This is a genomic window from Citrobacter amalonaticus (genome assembly GCF_002918555.1).
Taxonomy (GTDB): Bacteria; Pseudomonadota; Gammaproteobacteria; order Enterobacterales; family Enterobacteriaceae; genus Citrobacter_C; species Citrobacter_C amalonaticus_A.
This window is the reverse complement of record NZ_PQMB01000001.1, coordinates 1-23,652: the sequence shown is the minus strand read 5'-3', so window position 1 is coordinate 23,652 and position 23,652 is coordinate 1. Positions and strand designations below refer to the sequence as shown.

General features: G+C 52.7%; 25 protein-coding genes and 1 other annotated feature. Of the genes, 15 read left to right on the top strand and 10 right to left on the bottom strand.

Features of this window, described 5'->3' with window-relative positions:
• Positions 1 to 3: 3 nt before the first annotated feature.
• Both trpD and C3432_RS00120 read right to left on the bottom strand, forming a co-directional pair.
• Positions 4 to 1,599 (bottom strand): bifunctional anthranilate synthase glutamate amidotransferase component TrpG/anthranilate phosphoribosyltransferase TrpD, encoded by a 1,596-nt coding sequence (trpD, locus tag C3432_RS00125; RefSeq protein WP_103774700.1) that lies wholly within the window; start codon positions 1,597 to 1,599, stop codon positions 4 to 6.
• Positions 1,599 to 3,161, bottom strand: a complete 1,563-nt coding sequence (locus C3432_RS00120) for an anthranilate synthase component 1 (RefSeq protein WP_103774699.1) — start codon at positions 3,159 to 3,161, stop codon at positions 1,599 to 1,601. Before C3432_RS00120 ends, trpD begins: the two co-directional genes overlap by 1 nt.
• A gap of 23 nt (positions 3,162 to 3,184) precedes the next feature.
• Positions 3,185 to 3,278: a sequence feature (Trp leader region), on the bottom strand.
• Positions 3,279 to 3,443: 165 nt separating this feature from the next.
• Here C3432_RS00120 and rnm point away from each other — a divergent pair.
• From rnm to rluB, 3 genes are all read left to right on the top strand, one after another.
• Complete coding sequence (gene rnm, locus C3432_RS00115; RefSeq protein ID WP_181012854.1) at positions 3,444 to 4,322, top strand: RNase RNM; 879 nt, start codon at positions 3,444 to 3,446, stop codon at positions 4,320 to 4,322.
• Positions 4,319 to 4,939 (top strand): L-threonylcarbamoyladenylate synthase, encoded by a 621-nt coding sequence (locus C3432_RS00110; protein WP_103774698.1) that lies wholly within the window; start codon positions 4,319 to 4,321, stop codon positions 4,937 to 4,939. The genes rnm and C3432_RS00110 overlap by 4 nt, the downstream gene beginning before the upstream one ends.
• A 99-nt stretch (positions 4,940 to 5,038) precedes the next feature.
• Positions 5,039 to 5,914, top strand: coding sequence for a 23S rRNA pseudouridine(2605) synthase RluB (gene rluB, locus C3432_RS00105; protein ID WP_103774697.1), 876 nt, complete (start codon positions 5,039 to 5,041; stop codon positions 5,912 to 5,914).
• Positions 5,915 to 5,956: 42 nt separating this feature from the next.
• Here rluB and cobO read toward each other — a convergent pair whose 3' ends face one another.
• Positions 5,957 to 6,547, bottom strand: coding sequence for a cob(I)yrinic acid a,c-diamide adenosyltransferase (gene cobO, locus C3432_RS00100; protein WP_103774696.1), 591 nt, complete (start codon positions 6,545 to 6,547; stop codon positions 5,957 to 5,959).
• On the bottom strand, positions 6,544 to 7,305 hold the full coding sequence (locus C3432_RS00095; RefSeq protein ID WP_103774695.1) for a YciK family oxidoreductase: 762 nt from the start codon (positions 7,303 to 7,305) through the stop codon (positions 6,544 to 6,546). Before C3432_RS00095 ends, cobO begins: the two co-directional genes overlap by 4 nt.
• 222 nt (positions 7,306 to 7,527) lie before the next feature.
• Here C3432_RS00095 and sohB point away from each other — a divergent pair, with 222 nt between their 5' ends.
• On the top strand, positions 7,528 to 8,574 hold the full coding sequence (sohB, locus tag C3432_RS00090) for a protease SohB (RefSeq protein WP_103774694.1): 1,047 nt from the start codon (positions 7,528 to 7,530) through the stop codon (positions 8,572 to 8,574).
• Positions 8,575 to 8,610: 36 nt separating this feature from the next.
• On the opposite strand, the gene C3432_RS00085 is transcribed toward sohB, so the two are convergent.
• Positions 8,611 to 8,862 (bottom strand): YciN family protein, encoded by a 252-nt coding sequence (locus tag C3432_RS00085; RefSeq protein WP_103774693.1) that lies wholly within the window; start codon positions 8,860 to 8,862, stop codon positions 8,611 to 8,613.
• A gap of 396 nt (positions 8,863 to 9,258) precedes the next feature.
• Between C3432_RS00085 and topA the strand changes: the two genes are divergently transcribed.
• The 6 genes from topA (at position 9,259) to acnA (ending at position 16,708) form a co-directional block, all read left to right on the top strand.
• Positions 9,259 to 11,856: a type I DNA topoisomerase gene (topA, locus tag C3432_RS00075; protein WP_103774691.1), complete on the top strand. Its 2,598-nt coding sequence runs from the start codon at positions 9,259 to 9,261 to the stop codon at positions 11,854 to 11,856.
• 187 nt (positions 11,857 to 12,043) lie between these two features.
• Entirely contained in the window at positions 12,044 to 13,018 is a 975-nt protein-coding gene (gene cysB, locus C3432_RS00070; RefSeq protein WP_103774690.1) for an HTH-type transcriptional regulator CysB, read from the top strand.
• Positions 13,019 to 13,320: 302 nt separating this feature from the next.
• Positions 13,321 to 13,461, top strand: a complete 141-nt coding sequence (locus C3432_RS00065; protein WP_219816705.1) for a YmiA family putative membrane protein — start codon at positions 13,321 to 13,323, stop codon at positions 13,459 to 13,461.
• Positions 13,462 to 13,635 (top strand): hypothetical protein, encoded by a 174-nt coding sequence (locus C3432_RS27595; protein WP_181012879.1) that lies wholly within the window; start codon positions 13,462 to 13,464, stop codon positions 13,633 to 13,635.
• Positions 13,636 to 13,767: 132 nt separating this feature from the next.
• Positions 13,768 to 13,863, top strand: a complete 96-nt coding sequence (ymiC, locus tag C3432_RS28280) for a small membrane protein YmiC (protein ID WP_258041585.1) — start codon at positions 13,768 to 13,770, stop codon at positions 13,861 to 13,863.
• Between the two features lie 169 nt (positions 13,864 to 14,032).
• Positions 14,033 to 16,708: an aconitate hydratase AcnA gene (acnA, locus tag C3432_RS00060; RefSeq protein ID WP_103774688.1), complete on the top strand. Its 2,676-nt coding sequence runs from the start codon at positions 14,033 to 14,035 to the stop codon at positions 16,706 to 16,708.
• Between the two features lie 48 nt (positions 16,709 to 16,756).
• Here the strand turns inward: acnA and ribA are convergent, their stop codons facing one another.
• Positions 16,757 to 17,347 (bottom strand): GTP cyclohydrolase II, encoded by a 591-nt coding sequence (ribA, locus tag C3432_RS00055; protein ID WP_103774687.1) that lies wholly within the window; start codon positions 17,345 to 17,347, stop codon positions 16,757 to 16,759.
• Positions 17,348 to 17,536: 189 nt separating this feature from the next.
• On the opposite strand from ribA, the gene pgpB reads away from it, so the two are divergent.
• The 5 genes from pgpB to yciH all read left to right on the top strand — a co-directional run bounded on the left by pgpB (position 17,537) and on the right by yciH (position 21,189).
• The gene (pgpB, locus tag C3432_RS00050; protein ID WP_103774686.1) at positions 17,537 to 18,301 is read left to right on the top strand and encodes a phosphatidylglycerophosphatase B; all 765 of its coding nucleotides are present in this window, start codon (positions 17,537 to 17,539) and stop codon (positions 18,299 to 18,301) included.
• Positions 18,302 to 18,451: 150 nt separating this feature from the next.
• Positions 18,452 to 18,760, top strand: a complete 309-nt coding sequence (locus tag C3432_RS00045; protein WP_103774685.1) for a LapA family protein — start codon at positions 18,452 to 18,454, stop codon at positions 18,758 to 18,760.
• A gap of 6 nt (positions 18,761 to 18,766) precedes the next feature.
• Positions 18,767 to 19,936: a lipopolysaccharide assembly protein LapB gene (lapB, locus tag C3432_RS00040; protein WP_103774684.1), complete on the top strand. Its 1,170-nt coding sequence runs from the start codon at positions 18,767 to 18,769 to the stop codon at positions 19,934 to 19,936.
• Positions 19,937 to 20,125: 189 nt separating this feature from the next.
• Positions 20,126 to 20,863, top strand: a complete 738-nt coding sequence (gene pyrF / locus C3432_RS00035; protein WP_103774683.1) for an orotidine-5'-phosphate decarboxylase — start codon at positions 20,126 to 20,128, stop codon at positions 20,861 to 20,863.
• A complete protein-coding gene (gene yciH / locus C3432_RS00030) occupies positions 20,863 to 21,189 on the top strand; it encodes a stress response translation initiation inhibitor YciH (RefSeq protein WP_103774682.1) in 327 nt (108 codons plus the stop codon). The genes pyrF and yciH overlap by 1 nt, the downstream gene beginning before the upstream one ends.
• Positions 21,190 to 21,415: 226 nt before the next feature.
• On the opposite strand, the gene osmB is transcribed toward yciH, so the two are convergent.
• The 4 genes from osmB to C3432_RS00005 form a co-directional block, all read right to left on the bottom strand.
• Positions 21,416 to 21,634 (bottom strand): osmotically-inducible lipoprotein OsmB, encoded by a 219-nt coding sequence (osmB, locus tag C3432_RS00025; protein ID WP_000498253.1) that lies wholly within the window; start codon positions 21,632 to 21,634, stop codon positions 21,416 to 21,418.
• 269 nt (positions 21,635 to 21,903) lie between these two features.
• The gene (gene yciT, locus C3432_RS00020) at positions 21,904 to 22,653 is read right to left on the bottom strand and encodes a DNA-binding transcriptional regulator YciT (RefSeq protein WP_103774681.1); all 750 of its coding nucleotides are present in this window, start codon (positions 22,651 to 22,653) and stop codon (positions 21,904 to 21,906) included.
• Between the two features lie 97 nt (positions 22,654 to 22,750).
• Positions 22,751 to 22,933 carry a YciZ family protein gene (locus tag C3432_RS00015; RefSeq protein WP_103774680.1) on the bottom strand — a complete coding sequence of 61 codons (183 nt, stop codon included), beginning with the start codon at positions 22,931 to 22,933 and terminating at the stop codon, positions 22,751 to 22,753.
• Between the two features lie 163 nt (positions 22,934 to 23,096).
• Positions 23,097 to 23,652 (bottom strand): EAL domain-containing protein (locus C3432_RS00005; RefSeq protein ID WP_146050984.1); only part of this gene is annotated, 556 nt, incomplete at its 5' end.

Here is a 23,652-nt window from a genome sequence, read left to right as displayed (position 1 = left end):
CATTTACCCTCTTGCCGCCAGTGCGGTGACTCTGTCGTAAGCGGAACCACTGTGCAGAACATTGAGAACAGTTTGCACATTGGTCCTGAGATCCTCTTCACCATGCAGACGCATTAACATCGCGACGTTGGCAGCGACGGCGGCCTCATGGGCGGCATCGCCTTTACCTTGTAGCAAGCGTGTTAAAATGTCACGGTTTTCTTCCGGGGTGCCGCCAGCCAATTGTTCCTGATGGTATGGCGTCAGGCCGAAGTCTTCCGCCGTCAGCTGATAGCTTTTGATTTCACCGTCATGCAGTTCCGCCACGATAGTGGGCGCGTGCAGGGAAACTTCATCCATTCCGCCGCTGTGAACTACCGCGGCGCGCTGGTAACCCAATACGCGCAGCGTTTCTGCTATCGGCAGCACCAGTTCCGGGCTGTAAACGCCAATCAGCGCCAGCGGCGGGTGCGCCGGGTTAATCAATGGGCCGAGTACATTGAAAAGCGTACGGGTTTTCAGCTGCTGGCGTACCGGCATCGCATGGCGGAACCCGGCGTGATATTTAGGTGCGAACAGGAAGCACACGCCCAGCTCATCCAGCGCCTCGCGTGATTTATCCGCGTTCATATCCAGGTTGATACCAAATGCCGCCAGCAGATCAGAAGAACCTGATTTACTGGAGACGCTGCGGTTGCCGTGTTTCGCCACCTTCAGACCACAGGCCGCCGCAACAAAGGCGCTGGCGGTAGAGATATTAATGCTGTTGCTGCCGTCGCCGCCGGTACCGACAATATCGGCGAACAGATAGTCAGGACGCGGGAACGGGGCAGCATTCTCCAGCAGCGCGGTGGCGGCGCCGGCGATTTCATTCGGATGCTCACCGCGAATTTTCATACTAACCAGCGCGGCGGCCAGCTGTTCGGGTTTCAGCTCGCCGCGAACCACGGCGGAGAAAAGCTGGTGGCTTTCCTGCTGGCTCATCGTCTGTGCCTGGTACAGTTTTTCCAGAATGGGCTGCAACGTATTGCCCGGCTCCAGTTTCTGCTGGGCCCAGGCCAGCGTCTGCTCCAGCAGAAGCGCCCCCTGGGAGGTTAAAATCGATTCCGGATGGAACTGAAAACCACAAACGCGATCCGCATCGTGACGCACCGCCATCACCATTCCGTTGAAATGGGCATTAATGGTCAGCCCGGCCGGGACGTTGCTGCCGACAAGTGAATGGTAGCGTGCTACCGGTAGCGGATTCGCCAGACCGGCAAACATCGCCTGACCGTCATGTTCAATGCTCGAGGCTTTACCATGCAGAATTTCACCTGCCTGGCCCACATAGCCACCATACGCTTCGACAATCGCCTGATGACCCAGACAGATGCCAATGATTGGCAGCTTGCCGCGTAACCGGGTCAACAGCTCCGGCATACAGCCGGCTTCGCTGGGAATGCCGGGACCCGGAGAGAGCATCAGCACCGGGTTTTTCATCGTTGCCAGACGCTCAATTAAGGTCTGTGCAGGAATATGGTTACGGTAAATCACCACGTTGTGACCGTGAGTACGCAGCTGATCCGCCAGGTTGTAAGTAAATGAGTCGATATTATCGAGCAGCAGAATATCAGCCATCAGAAAGTCTCCTGTGCATGATGCGCGGTGGCGATAGCGCGCAGAACGGCGCGTGCTTTATTACGGGTTTCGTCGGCTTCAGACTGCGGAACAGAATCCAGCACAATCCCGGCACCGGCCTGCACGGTGGCAACCCCGTCTTCAACCAGAGCGGAGCGAATGACGATGCAGGTATCCAAATCGCCATGGGCGGTAAAATAACCGACCGCGCCACCGTAGCTCCCGCGGCGGCGGCCTTCCGCTTCGGCGATCAGCTGCATCGCGCGAACTTTCGGCGCACCGCTCAGCGTGCCCATATTCATGCAGGCACGGTAGGCGTGCAGCACATCCAGATCGCTGCGCAGTTCGCCGACCACACGGGAGACGAGGTGCATCACAAAGGAATAACGGTCAACTTTGGTTAAGTCGGCAACGTAGCGGCTGCCGGGGGTACAGATGCGTGCCAGATCGTTACGTGCCAGGTCAACCAGCATCAGATGCTCGGACAACTCTTTGTGGTCGGTACGCATCTCCAGCTCGATACGGCTGTCGAGATCGCGATCCAGTGAGCCGTCGGCGCGACGCCCGCGTGGGCGCGTTCCGGCAATCGGGTAGATCTCAATCTGACGGCTGGTCGCGTCGTATTTGAGTGAGCTTTCCGGGGAAGCACCAAACAGGGTGAAATCGTTATCCTGCATAAAAAACATATACGGGCTTGGATTGCTCTTTTTCAGCACGTAGTAGGCTGCCAGAGGTGACGGGCAGGGCAAAGAGAAGCGACGGGACGGTACCACCTGGAAAATTTCTCCCGCACGAATCGCTTTCTGCAAGTTACGCACTACGGCGCCAAACTCTTCATCGCTCTGGTTGCACTCGCAGCGCATTTGTGGAACGGAAACCACTGGCAGCGGCGGCGCAGGCTCGTTCAGCTGCTGGCTGAGATGAGCGAGACGATCGGTCAGGCGCTGTTTCTCCGCGTCATTCTGCGTAAACAGGCTGGCCTGAATGCGGGTGCTTCTTTTCTGGTGGTCGATCACCATTAGCGTTTCCGCCAGATAGAAGCAGTAATCCGGGCAGCGGTTGTCGGCTTCGAGCTGCGGCAGATCTTCAAATCCTGCAACGAGGTCGTAAGCGAACAGACCACCGAAGAACATGGCTTCGCGCTCGTCGGCTGGCACATTGACCAGTTCCTGGAGCAGGCGAAAGGCATCAAATACGGAAAGTGAGCACAGACGGGCATCTTCATCCAGCAACGCGCTAACGGCAGGAAAATGCAAAATCCGGCTCGTAGGCTGTCGTTCGTTTTCGACGCCTGTGGGCAACGCCGCATCCAGCAACGTCAGCAGGGATGTGCCATTGTCAGACAATGCCTGAATAGTGACGGTGTCACCTAGCGCGGTAATTCGCAACGCGCTATCGACCAGCAGCAGGCTTTTCAAATCATCTTTACTGTCAATATCGGCTGATTCCAGCAGCAGGGTAGCCGGACGTGAGCCACAGACCTGATGAAACAGCGACGTCGGATTCTCGCGGTAGGCGGCATCGCAGGTCAGGAGTTCAAGTGTGGGTTTTGGTGTTTGCATCGTTATTCTCATTAATTTTGTTCAAAAAAAAGCCCGCGCATTTGGCGGGCCGGGTATCTGGTTGCTGTAAGCATGCGAATACACTGCCCGAAATCAGGAAGTGCGCCACCAACCTTTCACTACATATGCTGCTTTCATCTCAGATACCTTCTTCATGTGAACTTGCGTACTAGTTAACTAGTTAACTAGTTCGATGGTCTGTTGTCAACACCTGATTTCAGTAAATTTCCCGGAAACGTTATGATGTACGTGAAAGTACATTTATTGAGATGGGAGCTCGCTTTGAGCGACACGAATTACGCAGTGATTTACGACCTGCACAGTCACACAACGGCATCTGATGGGCGATTGACGCCAGAAGCGTTGGTACACCGTGCGGTAGAGATGCGGGTTGGCACGCTGGCGATTACCGATCATGACACCACCGCCGCGATTGCGGCAGCAAGAGATGAAATTTCACGTTCAGGCCTGGCGCTCAACCTGATCGCCGGCGTGGAGATCTCGACGGTGTGGGAAAATCATGAAATTCACATCGTAGGACTCAATATCGATATTGATAATCCGGGATTGCGGGATTTTCTGGCGCAGCAGACGGAACGACGACAAACGCGCGGGCGGCTGATTGCCGAAAGGCTGGAGAAAGCCCATATCCCCGGCGCATGGGAGGCGGCGCTGAAGCTGTCGAATGGCGGCGGGGTGACCCGTGGTCATTTTGCCCGCTTTCTGGTGGAAAGTGGAAAAGCGACGACGATGGCCGATGTTTTTAAAAATTATCTTGCCCGTGGGAAAACCGGTTACGTTCCGCCACAGTGGTGTACAATAGAACAAGCTATTGATGTGATTCATCATTCTGGCGGTAAGGCGGTGCTGGCCCATCCGGGGCGTTACGACCTTAGCGCCAAGTGGCTGAAAAGATTGGTTGCGCATTTTGCCGACCATCGCGGAGACGCGATGGAAGTGGCGCAGTGCCAGCAATCGCCCAATGAACGTACCCAGCTGGCGACGCTAGCGCGACAGAATCATCTATGGGCATCACAGGGGTCTGATTTTCATCAACCTTGCCCATGGATTGAACTGGGTCGCAAACTCTGGCTGCCAGCGGGCGTTGAAGGTGTATGGCAGTTATGGGAACAGCCCCAGACCACAGTGAGGGAAGTATGAGCCAGTTTTTTTATATTCATCCTGAAAACCCGCAGCAACGTCTGATCAACCAGACCGTTGAGATTGTGCGTAAAGGCGGGGTGATTGTGTATCCAACCGACTCCGGCTACGCGCTCGGTTGTAAAATTGAAGACAAAAGCGCGATGGACCGCATTTGCCGTATTCGCCAGCTGCCGGATGGTCACAACTTCACCTTGATGTGCCGCGATTTGTCCGAGCTGTCGACGTACTCATTTGTTGATAACGTTGCCTTCCGTCTTATCAAGAACAACACGCCGGGCAATTACACTTTTATCCTGAAAGGGACGAAAGAGGTGCCGCGTCGCCTGTTGCAGGAAAAACGTAAAACCATCGGGCTGCGCGTACCGTCGAATCCCATTGCTCTTGCGCTTCTGGAAGCGCTTGGTGAGCCAATGCTCTCGACTTCGCTGATGTTGCCTGGCAGTGAGTTTACCGAGTCGGATCCGGAAGAGATTAAGGATCGCCTGGAGAAAGTGGTGGATCTGATTATTCACGGTGGTTATCTCGGTCAACAGCCGACAACGGTTATCGATCTGACCGATGATTCTCCGGTGGTCTTGCGTGAAGGCGTGGGTGATGTAAAACCTTTCTTATAAGGGCACAACTCTGTATACTACGCGGCCTTAAAATGGCGTGACAAAGCGCCATTGATTCTCCTGTTCGACGCCTGGGAAGGCGACACTAAAGGAAGCTCTATGAGCGAAAAGTTACAGAAAGTGCTGGCGCGTGCCGGCCACGGCTCCCGCCGTGAAATCGAATCGATTATTGAAGCTGGACGCGTGAGCGTTGACGGCAAAATCGCAAAGCTTGGCGATCGCGTTGAAGTGACGCCGGCGCTGAAAATCCGTATCGACGGTCATCTAATCTCCGTGAAAGAGTCTGCGGAGCAAATTTGTCGCGTTCTGGCCTATTACAAACCAGAAGGCGAATTGTGTACCCGTAACGACCCGGAAGGGCGTCCAACTGTGTTCGATCGCTTACCTAAACTGCGCGGTGCGCGCTGGATTGCGGTCGGACGTCTGGACGTTAACACCTGCGGTCTGCTGCTGTTTACCACCGACGGTGAACTGGCGAACCGCCTGATGCACCCGAGTCGCGAAGTTGAGCGTGAATACGCAGTGCGCGTATTTGGTCAGCTTGATGAAACAAAGCTGCGCGACCTGAGCCGTGGCGTGCAGCTGGAAGATGGTCCGGCGGCGTTTAAAACCATCAAGTTTACCGGCGGTGAAGGCATTAACCAGTGGTATAACGTGACGCTGACTGAAGGGCGTAACCGTGAAGTTCGTCGCCTGTGGGAAGCGGTTGGCGTGCAGGTGAGCCGTCTGATTCGCGTTCGCTACGGTGATATACCACTGCCGAAAGGGTTGCCACGCGGTGGCTGGACGGAACTGGATCTTGCGCAGACCAACTACCTGCGTGAACTGGTGGAGCTGGAACCCGAAACCACCTCTAAAGTGGCGGTGGAAAAAGACCGCCGCCGCATGAAGGCTAACCAGATCCGTCGTGCCGTTAAACGTCACAGCCAGATGGGCGGTGGTCGCCGTTCAGGTGGTCGTAACAACAACGGTTAATGACCCGTAAGCTTGACAGGAAAAAGGCCCCAGGGGCCTTTTTTAGTAGTCGATGCCCATCTGCGCCTTCACCCCCGCTTCGAAGGCATGTTTGACGGGACGAAGCTCGCTGACGGTATCCGCAAGTTCAAGAATATCCCGATGGCAGCCACGACCGGTGATAATCACCGTTTGTTGCGCCGGACGGTTGTTTAAGGCGTCGATCACCGCTTCCAGCGGCAGATAATCATAGGCCACCATATAAGTCAGCTCATCCAGCACAACCATATCCAGACCAGGATCGGCTAACATTCGTTTACCCTGTTCCCACACAGCCAGACAGGCCGCCGTGTCGGATTCACGATTCTGAGTATCCCAGGTAAATCCGGTCGCCATGACCTGAAATTCTACGCCATGCGGTTCCAGCAGATTACGTTCGCCGTTGGGCCAGGTGCCTTTGATAAACTGCACCACACCCACTTTTTTACCATGTCCGACAGCGCGGGTCGCCGTCCCGAATGCGGCGGTTGTCTTCCCTTTGCCGTTGCCGGTAAAGACAATAACAATGCCACGCTCGTCCTGGGCCTGTGCGACCCGGGCATCCACCCGATCTTTTACGCGCTGTTGGCGCTGCTGATAGCGTTCTTCACTCATTGGGCAATTCCTGGTTTACGGCCCGGTTGGGCGTCGAAAGTCATGCCGGTTTTGCGACGACTGTCGTCGCCCATCAGCCATAAATAAAGTGGCATGATATCGGCAGGGGTTTTGAGCTTTTGCGGATCTTCGCCCGGAAAAGCACTGGCGCGCATACCGGTTCGCGTTCCACCGGGGTTGATACAGTTAACCCGCAGAGGGCGGTTTTGATATTCATCTGCCAGCACCTGCATCATTCCCTCGGTCGCAAATTTTGAGGCGGCATAGGCCCCCCAGTTTGCACGCCCCTGACGACCGACGCTGGATGAGGTAAAGACCAGCGAACCGGCATCGGACGCCAGTAATAAAGGAAGCAGCGCCTGAGTCAGCATGAACGTCCCATTGACGTTGACCTGCATGACATCCTGCCAGATCTGCGGATCCTGTTCGCTCATTGGACCGATGTCACCCAGCAGTCCGGCATTATGCAGAACCCCGTCGAGGCGGGGATAGTGCGCAGCAATACGCTGCGCAAGCTGGTGACATTCCGCCGATGTGCAGGTCAAAAGGTCAAGGGTAAACCATCGTGGCTGGCTGCCGCTTTCGTGGGCGATGGTATGGGCAACCTGGCGTAATTTCTCGTCGTTGCGCCCCATCAGTATGACGGTTGCACCGTAGCGAGCATAGGTGAGTGCGGCTTCGCGACCAATGCCATCGCTGGCACCGGTAACCAGAATGATGCGATCCCGCAGTAAATCTTGTTTTGGTTGGTAATGCACGGCTACTCCTCGGTGACGCGATCGGTCACCCTGCCAGTTATCTTTTCGTTAACTTTTCGGGTTTATGCCTGAAACCCTGCGCTTTTTCAATCAGTCAACGGTGATAACGCCGCAAAATGAACACTTTGTCATACTTTTTATCCCTGAATATCTCTGCGAGACGACTCAGGATCGCTGATGTAAACTGAACCGCAGTTGTGTTGTTTAACCAAGGTGGGACGTGTGGAATTGTTGTCTGAATATGGGTTGTTTTTGGCTAAAATCGTCACTGTTGTGGGCGCTATTGCGGCGATTGCCATCATTATCGTGAATGTTGCTCAGCGCAAACGCCTGCGGGGCGAACTGCGGGTAACGAATCTCAGCGAACAATATAAAGAGATGAAGGACGAACTGGCGATGGCGCTACTGGATAGCCATCAACAGAAGCTCTGGCACAAAGAACAAAAGAAAAAACACAAACTGGAGGCGAAGGCGGCTAAGGCCAAAGCGAAGCTGGGGGAAAGCCCGTCTTCCGACAAACCCCGCGTCTGGGTACTGGATTTTAAGGGCAGCATGGATGCGCATGAGGTCAGCGCGCTGCGTGAAGAGATAACCGCAGTGTTAGCGGTGGTTAAACCGCAGGATCAGGTGGTGGTTCGCCTGGAAAGTCCTGGCGGCGTTGTACACGGCTATGGTCTGGCCGCATCGCAGCTCCAGCGTCTGCGTGACAAGCAGATCCCGTTGACCGTCACGGTCGACAAAGTGGCGGCGAGCGGCGGCTATATGATGGCCTGTGTGGCCGATAAAATTGTCTCCGCGCCGTTTGCCATCGTGGGGTCTATTGGCGTCGTGGCGCAGATCCCTAATTTCAACCGTTTCCTGAAAGGCAAAGATATTGATATTGAATTGCACACCGCAGGACAATACAAACGAACGCTGACGCTGCTTGGCGAAAACACGGAAGAGGGGCGACAGAAATTCCGCGAAGACCTGAATGAAACGCATCATCTGTTTAAAGATTTTGTTCATCGCATGCGTCCGGTTCTGGACATTGAACAGGTCGCAACCGGTGAGCACTGGTATGGTCAACAGGCGCTGGAAAAAGGGCTGGTGGATGAAGTGAATACCAGTGATGAGGTGATCCTCAGCCTGATGGAAGGGCATGAAGTGCTGAACGTGCGTTACATGCAGCGTAAGAAACTGATGGACCGTTTCACCGGCAGTGCGGCGGAAAGCGCCGACCGTCTGCTGTTACGCTGGTGGCAGCGGGGGCAAAAACCGCTAATGTGAACCAAGAACGCGAGGCCTGGAGCCTCGCGTTTTGCATTAATCAATGAGGTGATACTTCTCAGAGAGCACGTGAGCCAGGTGTTTAAACATATTAAACACCGCAGTGCTTTTTGGGGTGGGTAACCCTTGCTCGTCTAAAAAGTACTCTCCGCTGAAGACCAGTACGCCATTTCGCTGCGTCACACCGGTGGCTTCAATCCCCGCCAGCGTGTCTTCATGCTCACGAATGATTTTATTGGCTTCTTTCAGCAGTGTTTCGCGATCGATAGGTTGAGTGTCTTTATGCATTATTGACTCCTTAAACAAGGACATTAGTCTACGCTGAGCGTCGCTTATGGGCAAATATTCCATGATGAAGCGTAGCGGTGAGTCAAGGGGGGATAACTGGCGAGATTTGTTTTTGCATGCTAATAAAGTTGCGTAACGAATTTTATCAGGTACAGTGTGACGCTTTCGTCAATCTGGCAACAGATTTGCTTGACATTCGACCGAAATTCCGTCGTGCTATAGCGCCTGTGGGGCCAAAAAGCCTGATAACTCAGTCACCTGACTATTTCGTGTACAGAGTTGGAACAAGGGGTTGATATCCGCCGTCGCAGAGACCATATCGGTGTCTCGTCGCCAGTGGAAGGTGAATCAACGTGCGACGCATTCCTGGAAGAATCAAATTAGGTAAAGGTGAATATGGGTAAAGCTCTTGTCATCGTTGAGTCCCCGGCAAAAGCCAAAACGATCAACAAGTATCTGGGTAGTGACTACGTGGTTAAGTCCAGCGTCGGTCATATCCGTGATTTGCCGACCAGTGGCTCAGCAGCTAAAAAGAGCGCCGACTCTACCTCCACCAAAACGGCTAAAAAGCCTAAAAAGGATGAACGTGGCGCTCTCGTCAATCGTATGGGGGTCGACCCGTGGCATGACTGGGATGCGCACTACGAAGTGCTTCCCGGCAAAGAGAAGGTCGTCTCTGAACTGAAACAACTGGCTGAAAAGGCCGATCATATCTATCTCGCAACCGACCTTGACCGCGAAGGGGAAGCCATTGCATGGCACCTGCGGGAAGTGATCGGGGGTGATGACGCGCGTTACAGCCGCGTGGTGTTTAACGAAATTACCAAAAACGCGATTCGTCAGGCGTTCGATAAGCCCGGTGAGCTGAACATTGACAGGGTTAATGCCCAGCAGGCGCGTCGTTTTATGGATCGCGTGGTGGGTTACATGGTCTCTCCGCTGCTGTGGAAGAAGATCGCCCGTGGCCTGTCGGCGGGGCGCGTCCAGTCCGTGGCGGTACGCCTGGTCGTTGAGCGTGAGCGCGAAATTAAAGCGTTTGTCCCGGAAGAGTACTGGGAAATTGACGCCAGTACGAATACACCGTCCGGTGATGCACTGCCGTTGCAGGTAACGCATCAGAACGATAAGCCTTTCCGTCCGGTTAATCGCGAGCAGACGTTGGCTGCGGTAAGCCTGCTGGAAAAAGCGCGCTATAGCGTTCTGGAACGCGAAGATAAGCCGACCAGCAGCAAGCCTGGCGCGCCGTTTATCACCTCCACGTTGCAACAGGCGGCAAGTACACGTCTGGGCTTCGGTGTGAAGAAAACCATGATGATGGCGCAGCGTCTGTATGAAGCGGGCTACATCACCTACATGCGTACCGACTCCACCAATCTGAGCCAGGATGCTGTGAACATGGTTCGTGGCTATATCGGCGATAATTTTGGTAAAAAATATCTCCCGGAAAGCCCGAATCAGTACGCCAGTAAAGAGAATTCGCAGGAAGCGCACGAAGCGATTCGTCCTTCTGATGTTTCCGTTCTGGCGGAAGCGCTGAAGGACATGGAAGCCGACGCGCAAAAACTGTATCAGCTGATCTGGCGTCAGTTTGTCGCTTGTCAGATGACGCCAGCGCAGTACGACTCCACCACGCTGACCGTTGGCGCGGGGGATTTCCGCCTGAAGGCACGCGGTCGTATTCTGCGTTTTGACGGCTGGACGAAGGTCATGCCGGCCCTGCGTAAGGGTGATGAAGACCGTACGCTGCCAGCGGTGAACAAAGGGGACACGCTGACGCTCATAGAGCTGACGCCAGCCCAGCACTTTACCAAGCCGCCAGCACGCTTCAGCGAAGCTTCTCTGGTTAAAGAACTTGAGAAACGCGGTATCGGTCGCCCGTCCACCTATGCGTCGATCATTTCGACGATTCAGGATCGTGGCTACGTTCGCGTTGAAAACCGTCGCTTCTATGCGGAAAAAATGGGTGAAATCGTCACCGATCGTCTGGAAGAGAACTTCCGGGAACTGATGAACTACGATTTTACCGCGCAGATGGAAGACAGTCTTGACCAGGTAGCCAACCACGAAGCCGAGTGGAAAGCCGTGCTGGATCATTTCTTCAGCGATTTTACTCAGCAGCTGGATAAGGCTGAGAAAGATCCGGAAGAGGGCGGGATGCGCCCGAATCAGATGGTGCTGACCAGCATCGACTGTCCGACCTGCGGTCGCAAAATGGGCATTCGTACCGCCAGTACCGGCGTTTTCCTCGGCTGCTCCGGCTATGCGTTATCCCCGAAAGAGCGCTGTAAAACCACCATTAACCTGGTGCCGGAAAACGAAGTACTGAACGTGCTGGAAGGCGACGATGCCGAAACCAACGCGTTGCGTGCGAAGCGCCGCTGTCAGAAATGTGGGACGGCGATGGACAGCTACCTTATCGATCCGAAGCGTAAGCTGCATGTCTGTGGTAACAATCCGACCTGCGACGGCTATGAAATCGAAGAGGGTGAGTTCCGCATCAAAGGTTACGATGGTCCGATCGTGGAGTGCGAGAAATGTGGTTCAGAAATGCACCTGAAAATGGGGCGTTTTGGTAAGTACATGGCTTGTACCAACGACGAGTGTAAAAACACGCGTAAGATCCTGCGTAACGGCGAAGTGGCGCCGCCGAAAGAAGATCCGGTGCCGCTGCCTGAACTGCCGTGTGAAAAATCGGATGCGTATTTCGTGCTGCGTGACGGTGCCGCCGGGGTCTTCCTGGCTGCGAATACCTTCCCGAAATCACGCGAAACGCGTGCGCCGCTTGTGGAAGAACTTCATCGTTTCCGCGACCGTTTGCCGGAAAAGCTGCGTTACCTGGCCGATGCGCCTCAGCAGGATCCGGAAGGTAATAAGACGCTGGTGCGTTTTAGCCGTAAAACCAAACAGCAGTATGTCGCAGCTGAAAAAGATGGAAAGGCGACCGGATGGTCTGCCTTCTATGTGGATGGCAAATGGGTAGAAGGTAAGAAATAACAACAACCTGTTGTCATTGCATTTAAAGGGTCGCGCAAGCGGCCCTTTTTTTAACGTGTCTGTACAGTAAGAACAGAAATGATATAGTGGTTATAGTTTATGACTTTCTTATTATTAAATCGTATTAGCAGCTCACAAAGCCTGCGTACAAACGATGATCTGATGGCGCTAATCTGGACGGTTTAACATGAAATTACAGCAGCTTCGCTATATTGTTGAGGTGGTTAATCACAACCTTAATGTCTCCTCAACAGCCGAAGGACTTTACACCTCTCAGCCGGGCATCAGCAAGCAGGTTCGCATGCTGGAGGACGAGCTTGGCATCCAGATTTTCGCCCGCAGCGGTAAACACCTGACCCAGGTTACACCAGCTGGTCAGGAGATTATTCGCATCGCGCGTGAGGTTCTGTCTAAAGTCGACGCTATTAAGTCTGTGGCGGGCGAGCATACCTGGCCCGATAAGGGGTCACTCTATATTGCAACGACCCACACCCAGGCGCGCTACGCCCTGCCAAACGTTATCAAAGGTTTTATTGAGCGCTACCCCCGCGTTTCACTCCATATGCACCAGGGATCGCCAACGCAAATCGCAGAAGCGGTTTCTAAAGGCAATGCCGACTTTGCGATCGCCACCGAGGCGTTACACCTGTATGAGGATCTGGTGATGCTGCCGTGCTACCACTGGAATCGTTCAATTGTCGTCACGCCGGAGCATCCACTGGCGGCGAAAGGGTCAGTCACGATAGAGGAGCTGGCGCAGTATCCACTGGTCACCTACACTTTCGGCTTTACCGGTCGCTCCGAGCTGGATACGGCTTTTAACCGGGCCGGTCTGACGCCGCGTATTGTGTTTACGGCAACCGATGCTGACGTGATTAAAACCTACGTTCGTCTGGGGCTGGGGGTCGGCGTGATTGCCAGTATGGCGGTGGATCCGATTTCAGATCCTGATTTAGTGCGTGTGAACGCGCATGACATTTTCAGCCATAGCACCACGAAAATCGGTTTTCGCCGTAGTACCTTCCTGCGTAGCTATATGTATGATTTTATTCAACGCTTTGCGCCTCACCTGACGCGTGACGTGGTCGATGCGGCGGTGGCGCTGCGTTCGAATGAAGAAATCGAAGCCATGTTTAACGATATCAAATTACCCGAAAAGTAGTCACTGCCGTTATTTGTTCGGTATCTCTTGCGATCGGGAGATACCGAAATTTGTATTAAATCGCATCTGTAAAAATAAACATCTTTTCATGATCGGGGAAAACGGTCATAAAGTAGCGTCTAATTACCCACCTCGCAAATTTCACCTGCCAGATATTTATTTCCGATCAAAAGATTGATTTATTCACTGGAAACGATTCGTAAATTCACTGGATTTTTGGCTAAAGTTTCATTAGGATTTGTCTCATCTGATGATTAATTGTACCGATTGTTGGTGCTTAAATGATAAGTGATACCGATTGTATGAGGTCAGCAATGCCTTCCGGAAACCAGGAACCACGCAGGGACCCCGAACTGAAACGCAAAGCATGGTTTACTGTTTTTCTCGGCTCCGCGCTGTTCTGGGTGGTGGTTGCGCTGTTAATCTGGAAAGTGTGGGGGTAAATGATGGCCTCCTGGCAACCCGTACAACCTTCGGATCAAACATGTCAGCGCCGTGACAGCGTGCAGGATAAGAAAAACAAGTCTGTTACGGGTATTCCGACTTCATGGAAGCTTACTGAACAGCAGCGCGCTTTTATTGATTCATTTGATGAAGATGAAGAACAGAAACAATAATTAGTACCACCTTTATTATCATTTTTTGCGTGCCCGGTATTAATACGCTGCACGCCATTTCTTTATACACCGCAGCAATAACGCACTGAGATTTTCTCAGTACTAAGAATTAAACTTATGTCGGTGCCATCTATGCTTACTGCAAATATGAAATATTGGTCGTGGATCGGGGCGTTTTCTTTATCGCTGCTATTCTGGGCCGAACTTATCTGGATTGTTGTAAACTGATCGAAAACCTCGCTGCGGCGAGGTTTTGCTTCTTAGCCCAGTCATCTGCACGGTTTTTCCTCTTTTATCAATTTGGGTTGTTATCAAAACGTTACGTTTTGTTTGTGTTATCTTTAATACTAACCCTGAGGAGATTCAGGGTATCCAACCCTGTCATTAAGGAGGAGTTATGTCGTCAACCCTACGAGAAGCCAGTAAGGATACGCTGCAGGCCAAAGACAAAACCTACCATTACTACAGTCTGCCGCTGGCTGCAAAATCACTGGGCGATATTACCCGTCTGCCCAAGTCTCTCAAAGTCCTGCTGGAAAACATGCTGCGCTGGCAGGACGGCGATTCTGTTACTGAAGACGATATCCACGCGCTGGCAGGCTGGCTGAAAAATGCCCATGCCGATCGCGAAATCGCCTACCGTCCGGCACGTGTCTTAATGCAGGACTTCACCGGTGTTCCGGCGGTGGTGGATCTGGCTGCCATGCGTGAGGCGGTGAAACGCCTTGGTGGTGATACTGCAAAAGTGAACCCGCTGTCGCCCGTTGATTTGGTTATTGACCACTCGGTTACGGTTGATCGCTTTGGCGACGACGACGCGTTTGAAGAGAACGTGCGTCTGGAAATGGAGCGTAACCATGAGCGTTATGTGTTCCTGAAATGGGGACAGCAGGCATTTAGCCGCTTCAGCGTCGTGCCGCCTGGAACCGGGATTTGTCACCAGGTTAACCTTGAATATCTGGGCAAAGCGGTCTGGAGCGAGTTGCAAAACGGCGAGTGGATTGCGTACCCGGATACGCTGGTGGGGACTGACTCCCACACCACGATGATCAACGGCCTTGGCGTTCTGGGCTGGGGCGTGGGGGGCATTGAAGCAGAAGCCGCGATGTTGGGCCAGCCCGTCTCAATGCTGATCCCTGACGTGGTGGGTTTCAAATTAACAGGAAAACTGCGTGAAGGTATTACCGCAACTGACCTGGTATTGACCGTCACCCAGATGCTGCGTAAGCACGGGGTAGTCGGCAAATTTGTTGAATTCTACGGTGATGGTCTGGACTCTCTGCCGCTGGCGGATCGTGCCACTATTGCCAACATGTCGCCTGAATATGGGGCAACCTGCGGTTTCTTCCCGATTGATGGCGTGACCCTCGAATACATGCGCCTGAGCGGACGAAGTGAGGATCAGGTCGAGCTGGTGGAAACCTACGCGAAGGCGCAGGGGATGTGGCGAAATTCGGGTGATGAACCGGTTTTTACCAGCACGTTAGAACTGGATATGAACGACGTCGAGGCGAGCCTCGCTGGACCCAAACGCCCGCAGGATCGTGTTGCGCTGGGCGATGTGCCGAAAGCATTTGCTGCCAGTAGTGAGCTTGAGCTAAATGCGGCGCAGAAGGACCGCCAGCCGGTCGATTATGTTCTGAACGGTCACCAGTATCAGTTACCCGACGGCGCGGTCGTGATCTCGGCTATCACTTCCTGTACCAACACCTCAAACCCCAGCGTGCTGATGGCCGCGGGCCTGCTGGCTAAAAAAGCGGTAACGCTGGGGCTGAAACGTCAGCCATGGGTGAAAGCCTCGCTGGCACCGGGATCCAAAGTCGTTTCTGACTATCTGGCGAAGGCGAAACTCACGCCGTATCTCGACGAGCTTGGCTTCAATCTGGTGGGTTACGGGTGTACCACGTGTATCGGTAACTCAGGCCCGCTGCCGGAACCGATTGAAACGGCTATCAGGAAAGGGGATTTGACGGTCGGCGCGGTGCTCTCCGGGAACCGTAACTTTGAGGGGCGTATCCACCCGCTGGTAAAAACCAACTGGCTGGCATCACCTCCGCTGGTTGTGGCCTATGCGCTGGCCGGAAATATGAACATCAATCTGGCAACAGATCCGCTGGGACATGATAACAAAGGCGACCCGGTGTATCTGAAAGATATCTGGCCGTCCGCGCAAGAGATCGCCCGCGCTGTTGAGCTCGTCTCTTCGGAAATGTTCCACAAAGAGTACGCAGAAGTTTTCGAAGGTACTCCTGAGTGGAAAACGATTCATGTTGATCGTTCAGATACCTACCGCTGGCAGGATGACTCTACCTACATTCGCCTGTCGCCGTTTTTTGACGATATGCAGGTTAAGCCAGCCCCGGTGCAGGACATCCATGGCGCGCGGATTCTGGCTATGTTGGGTGACTCCGTTACCACCGACCATATCTCGCCTGCGGGTACCATTAAGCCGGACAGCCCGGCAGGGCGCTATTTGCAAAGCCACGGCGTTGAGCGTAAAGATTTTAACTCCTACGGCTCACGACGCGGGAACCATGAAGTGATGATGCGCGGTACATTTGCCAATATCCGTATCCGAAACGAAATGGTGCCGGGCGTGGAGGGTGGCATGACGCGTCACCTGCCAGGAACGGAAGTGGTTGCTATTTATGATGCGGCCATGCGTTATCAGCAGGACAACACGCCGCTGGCGGTGATTGCCGGTAAAGAATACGGTTCCGGCTCCAGCCGTGACTGGGCGGCAAAAGGGCCACGCCTGCTGGGTATTCGCGTTGTGATAGCGGAGTCGTTTGAACGTATTCACCGCTCCAACCTGATTGGTATGGGGATCCTGCCACTGGAGTTCCCGCAAGGCGTCACGCGCCAGACGCTGGGGCTGAACGGTGAAGAGGCGATTGATATTGCCGATTTGCAAAATCTCAAGCCAGGCGCAACGGTGCCGGTGACGCTGACCAGGACCGATGGCAGCAAGGAGGTGGTCCCTTGCCGTTGTCGTATTGATACCGCAACGGAGTTAACCTACTACCAGAACGACGGTATATTACATTATGTAATCCGTAATATGCTGAATTAATAGCAAAAAAAGCCTGCATTGAAAAATGCAGGCTTTTTAAACGCATCGCTATTTGCCTAACAAATGCCCCATTTTCTCGGCTTTGGTATCCAGATAATGTTCGTTATTTGGGTTACGCCCGACAATCAGCGGTACGCGTTCAACAATATTAATTCCCGCTTCGCTCAGGATTTCCACCTTTTTGGGGTTATTGGTGAGCAGGCGAACAGCGTCCACGCCGAGCAGTTTGAACATATCTGCACACAGCGTGAAATCGCGCTCATCGGCGGCAAAACCTAACTGATGGTTAGCTTCAACCGTGTCATATCCCTGATCCTGCAACGCATAAGCACGAATTTTATTCAACAGACCAATGTTGCGACCTTCCTGGCGATGATAAAGCAGAATTCCACGGCCTTCTTCAGCAATATGCGTCAGCGCTGCCTCAAGCTGGAAACCGCAGTCACAGCGCAGGCTGAAAAGTGCATCTCCGGTCAGACATTCAGAGTGGACCCGAGCCAGCACGGGGGTCTGGCCTGAAATATCGCCAAAAATTAAGGCGACGTGATCGTGTCCGGTTGCCAGTTCTTCAAATCCCACCATCAGGAAATCACCCCATGGGGTTGGCAGTTTGGCTTCTGCCACTCGTTTAAGCTGCATGTATTTCTCCAGATAATGCTGGTGCCATCGTCTGTCAGGCTTCTGTATGGTCTTATTTTGCCATAAGGCAACGGACTTCACCTAATCGCCGCCGTGTGAATGACAACCGAATGGCACAAATCTGTCAATTTTTACGGCCTGGGTAATTTTCAGTTATGATTGTGAGACTTATCGACGAAAGGGGTGGTCATGCTCTCAATAGCAAAGCGTACGACGGTGGGGGCAGCTCTGCTTCTTATCATGCCTGTAGCCGTGTGGATTTCGGGCTGGAATTGGCAGCCAGGGCAGAATACCTGGTGGTTAAAAGCGTTGTACTGGATCACTGAAACGGTAACTCAGCCCTGGGGGATTATTACGCATGTCATCCTTTGTGCCTGGTTTCTCTGGTGTTTACGCTTTCGCTTAAAAGCCGCCGTCGTGTTGTTTATGATTCTGGCGGGCGCAATTTTAGTGGGTCAGGGGCTGAAATCCTGGGTAAAAGACCGGGTTCAGGAACCGCGTCCGTTTGTCATATGGCTGGAAAAAACGCACCATGTCCCGGTGGATGAGTTCTACACTTTAAAGCGTAAGGAACGCGGTCAGTTAGTGAAAGAACAGCTTTCTGCTGAGCAAAATATTGCGCCTTTCTTACGTCAGCACTGGCAAAAAGAGACCGGGTTTGCATTTCCTTCTGGACATACTATGTTTGCAGCCAGTTGGGGGCTATTAGCCGTTGGGTTATTATGGCCGCGCAGGCGTACCGTGACGATTGCTATTTTGTTAGTCTGGGCAACCGGTGTGATGGGGAGTCGTCTGCTGCTGGGAATGCACTGGCCGCGTGATTTAGTGGTTGCCACGCTTATTTCGTGGGTTCTGGTGACACTTGCAACGTGGCTGGCGCAGCGAATCTGTGGCCCTTTATCGCCGCCAGCAGAAGAGAGGCAAGAGATTGCAGATCGAGAACAAGAAGGTTGACCACCGTTGAATTTCCGCACTTTGCCCTTAAATCATGAGATAGCAGGGAGCTTTCCCATTTCGCACACGCCGTGAAAATGGTAATTTAAAGGGCTGAATGCGGTAAGTTGAACACGATTTATTCGCTTAAACCACATAACGGGAAGTAATGTGAAATATTTACTCATTTTCTTACTGGTGTTGGCGATTTTTGTTATTTCGGTAACATTGGGCGCGCAAAACGATCAACAGGTGACCTTCAATTATCTGCTGGCGCAGGGGGAGTATCGTATCTCCACCTTACTGGCCGTATTATTTGCTGCCGGTTTCGCCATTGGCTGGTTGATTTGCGGTCTGTTCTGGCTGCGCGTACGTGTCTCTCTGGCGCGGGCTGAACGTAAAATCAAGCGGCTGGAAACTAAACTCACCCCAGCGACCGACATTGCAGTCACTGCCGACTCTTCGGCTGTGAAGGAATAATCCGCTATGCTGGAGTTGTTGTTTCTGCTCTTACCTGTTGCTGCAGCTTATGGCTGGTATATGGGTCGCAGAAGTGCGCAACAAACAAAACAGGATGAAGCTAATCGCCTGTCGCGTGACTATGTCGCCGGGGTTAACTTCCTCCTGAGTAACCAACAAGATAAAGCGGTGGATCTGTTCCTCGATATGTTGAAAGAGGATACCGGCACCGTTGAGGCTCATCTCACTCTCGGAAACCTGTTCCGCTCGCGCGGCGAAGTCGACCGCGCTATCCGTATCCACCAAACCCTCATGGAAAGTGCGTCGCTGACCTACGAGCAACGTCTGCTGGCCGTTCAGCAACTGGGGCGCGACTACATGGCTGCCGGCCTGTATGACCGTGCGGAAGACATGTTCAACCAGTTGACGGATGAAACTGATTTCCGCGTTGGGGCGCTACAGCAGCTTCTGCAAATTTACCAGGCAACCAGCGAATGGCAGAAGGCGATTGACGTTGCTGAGCGGCTGGTGAAGCTTGGTAAAGATAAACAGCGTATTGAGATCGCCCATTTCTACTGTGAGCTTGCCTTGCAGCAAATGGGCAGTGAAGATATGGATCGCGCCATGGCGCTGCTGAAAAAAGGGGCCGCAGCAGATAAAAACAGCGCCAGGGTTTCCATTATGATGGGCCGGGTTCTGATGGCGAAAGGGGATTATGCGAAAGCGGTGGAAAGCTTGCAGCGCGTGATTTCCCAGGATAAAGAGCTGGTCAGCGAGACGCTGGAGATGCTGCAGACCTGCTATCAACAGCTGGGCAAAAATGACGAATGGGCAGAATTCCTGCGCCGTGCGGTAGAAGAGAATACTGGCGCAGCGGCTGAGCTAATGCTTGCCGATATTCTGGAAGCCCGGGAAGGAACTGAAACCGCACAGATCTACATTACCCGTCAGCTGCAGCGTCATCCAACCATGCGTGTATTCCATAAGTTGATGGATTACCACCTGAATGAAGCCGAAGAGGGCCGTGCAAAAGAGAGCCTGATGGTGCTGCGTGATATGGTGGGTGAACAGGTACGCAGTAAACCGCGCTATCGTTGCTCTAAGTGTGGTTTTACGGCTTACACCATGTACTGGCACTGTCCCTCCTGCCGCGCCTGGTCAACGATTAAGCCGATTCGTGGAATGGATGGTCTGTAATTTCAAAAAAAACGCAAATTTAGTTACAACATCCTTATTGCTTTTTTTTAGCGTAAACTCAGGCTTCGGTGCCAGAACTGTCTGGCAGAGGGGAATCGCGTCTGTTAATTCTTCGCTACCCCGGGTAGAATGCACGCCGTTTACCCATATTGCGCCGCATCTGGCGCCCATCTTAAAGAAGGTCTGGTTATGACGTTTACTGCTTCATCTTCTTCCCGCGCTGTTACCGATTCTCCTGTCGTTGTTGCTCTGGATTATAATAACCGCGATAAAGCACTGGCATTTGTCGACAGAATCGATCCCCGTGATTGCCGCCTGAAGGTGGGCAAAGAGATGTTTACGCTATTTGGACCACAGTTGGTTCGTGATCTACAGCAGCGCGGATTCGATATCTTTCTGGACCTGAAGTTTCACGACATCCCGAATACCACGGCCCATGCAGTTGCGGCGGCAGCGGATCTTGGCGTATGGATGGTTAACGTCCACGCATCGGGCGGGGCGCGCATGATGACAGCGGCGCGGGAAGCGCTGATGTCATTTGGTAAAGATGCGCCGCTTCTGATCGCAGTAACGGTATTAACCAGTATGGAAGCCAGCGATTTGTTGGACCTGGGGGTGACGTTGTCACCTGCGGAACATGCAGAGCGTCTGGCCGCTCTGACGCAAAAGTGCGGGCTGGACGGTGTGGTGTGCTCAGCGCAGGAAGCGGTGCGCTTTAAGCAGACGTTTGGTGAGCAATTTAAGTTGGTCACCCCAGGTATCCGTCCACAGGGTAGCGAGGCTGGCGATCAACGTCGTATCATGACGCCAGAGCAGGCGCTGGCCGCAGGTGTCGATTATATGGTGATTGGTCGTCCGGTGACCCGGTCAGACGATCCAGCGCAGACCCTGAAAACGATTAATGCGTCGCTGAAGCGAGGTGCCTGATGAAAGACTCTGACAGCCGCCTGGTCTGGTCCACAGAGACGGGGCGAATTGATGAACCCAAAGCGACTCTGGTGCGTCCGAAAGGTGACGGTATTGTACGTATTCAGCGTCAGACCAGCGGAAGGAAAGGGAAAGGCGTTTGCCTGATTACCGGCATTGACCTTGCTGATGCGGAACTGTCCAAATTAGCCGCAGAGCTGAAGAAAAAATGCGGATGCGGCGGCGCGGTAAAGGACGGCATTATTGAAATTCAGGGTGATAAGCGTGATTTGATTAAATCGTTCCTCGAAGCCAAAGGCATGAAGGTTAAGCTGGCTGGCGGTTGACGAAAAAAGCCACGGTATTATGTGTACCGTGGCTTTTTGTTAACTGTATATATTCGTCATACTTCGCGTTGCTGGTGCGTTGGCTTTGTTACCCGTCCCATCTGTTAACCTCGCCCCTGCGGGCTTTTGTCCCGCAACCCGAATTATGTAGAGTATATATGTTGTATTACAGACAAAAAATAATCGTATTATTGTGTCGAGCCGGTCAACCGTAGATCAATTACGATTATTTACCTACCTGGTGGCCAATGACGCCACCGACTGCGGCACCACCCAACGTACCCAGCGTGCTGCCGTCAGTTAAGACTGCACCACCCAAAGCCCCAGCGCCCGCGCCAATTGCGGTGTTACGGTCGCGTTTAGACCAGTTAGAACAGGCGCTCAGAGACATTGCCAGAGTAATAGCCAGTACGGCGGCGGTCATTTTTTTGCTCGTTACAAACATAATACTTTCTCCTGAATTAATGATTCACGGGATCCAGTTCTCTTTAATTATAGTTAATAAAGAAGCACATTAAAGAGTCTTTCCGCAAAACCGTGTTGCGCAGGGGTACTTTAATCACGCAGGTGATAGTCACTTCCTGTTATATCGCTAACATTAATTTTACGACTTTACTCTGCAAACGACAGGTAAATAGTCTTAATTGGCAGATAAGAATCATCTCAGAGGAAAGGTGATATGCCGGCTGGCTAATCACCTGAAAAAATATGGGTTTACTGAGCGTCGATAATATTTACCGTCAGCCCACTCTGTTCCATGTGCATTTGCGCGCTGGCGCTGATTTTAGAATCAGTAATCACGCGACTGAATCGCTCTACCGGGCCAAGCGGGTAGGGGTGTAATGTGCCAAATTTTGAGCTGTCCGTCAGGACAATGGCTTCACTACCTTTTTCCAGAACGGCGTTGACTACGTCGGAGCGCATCATATCGCGCCCGGTAAAGCCCGTGTCGGCCTGCCAGCCATCAATACCGATAAATGCCTTACTGAAGTGAACCTGCTGAATAAACTGACGAGTGAGCGGCCCAACCATACTTTCGCTCTTTTTCTGGTAGATCCCGCCCAGCAGGATAACCTCGCAGGGGGTCTCTTTGAGCAAATGGGCTATGTAGCTACTGACCGTAATGATGGTGACATCTTTTTGCTCCGCGAGGGCTCTCGCCAGCAGCGCATTGCTACTGCCGTTTTCGATAAAGACCGATTCACCGGGGTTAACCAGCGACGCTGCAAATTCCGCCAGCTGCCGCTTGAGCGTGTAATTCGTCATCATCCGCGTTTCGACATCTTCACTATCCAGCGAGACAGCAAAACCGTGTGCACGGCGTAAATAACTCTGTTTTTCAAGGGTGTTGAGATCCTGTCGAATCGTCACTTCGGAAACACCGGTGATCTTAGCCAGTTCAGCCACGCTCATCTGACCTTTATCGATCACCATTTGTAAAATTGTCTGTTGTCGCGAATTCATAGCATTAATTTTTATTACGGTGTGGAACCGTGGAGTCGATTAATAACGCACGGTCCTGATTCTGGGCGTACCCGCGTTCAGACCGTGCATGAAACGTTCAAATCTCCCAGGGTGCCCTGGGGTTGCTGGCTGGGGAATCAGCGTCTTCCTTCGCCTGACTTAACAGCTCCGCCTTAAGAATTTCAAGATTACGGATCGCAGAGTGGTAATCGCCAGCGACAAGGATATCCAGTACGGTATCAATGCGTTCGGCAACGCGCTGTGCGTTGATATCAGACATAGGCATTATCCTTTCATCGAAATGAGGCTGGAATTAATGATGCAAAAAATAACATCAAAAGAGAAGAGGAGAAACAGGATTAACCGGAACCATTACGGAATATCATATATTCCGTAATTACAACCAGATATGTTCTGAATGTTCGTCCTCATTTCTGACCGGCTTAGCGCATTTTCTTATTCAGATAGCGCTTATACCAGCGTTCAAAAGCGACTGCTGGCATCGGTTTCGCAAACAGAAAGCCCTGCCGCTCATTTACCCCGTTCTTGGTTAAAAAAGCATCTTCTTTAGCGCTCTCAACGCCCTCGGCAATGACCTGCAAATTTAATGCCTGTGCGACAGAGACAATAGCACGCACCAGCGACTGAGAAACGGGTTGCTTCTGAATGTCCCTGACAAAGTCGTGATCGAGTTTTATGGCGTCGATAGGGAACCGCACAAGTTGAGAAAGTGACGAATAACCGGTACCAAAATCATCCAGATGAACCTGTGCGCCTAACCGACTGAATTGCTGAATAAAAGTAAGAGCCAGTTCTTCATTCTCAATCAGGCAACGTTCCGTCAGCTCAATATCAATGGGGCAATACTCAAAATTCAGGTCATGCAGTACCTGTTTTAAGTCGGTGAAGATGGYCTGATCGGCCAGCTGACGTGCGGAAATGTTGACCGCGACGCGCAGGTTAATGCCTTTATCGCGCCATTTTGCGACCTGCCGTATC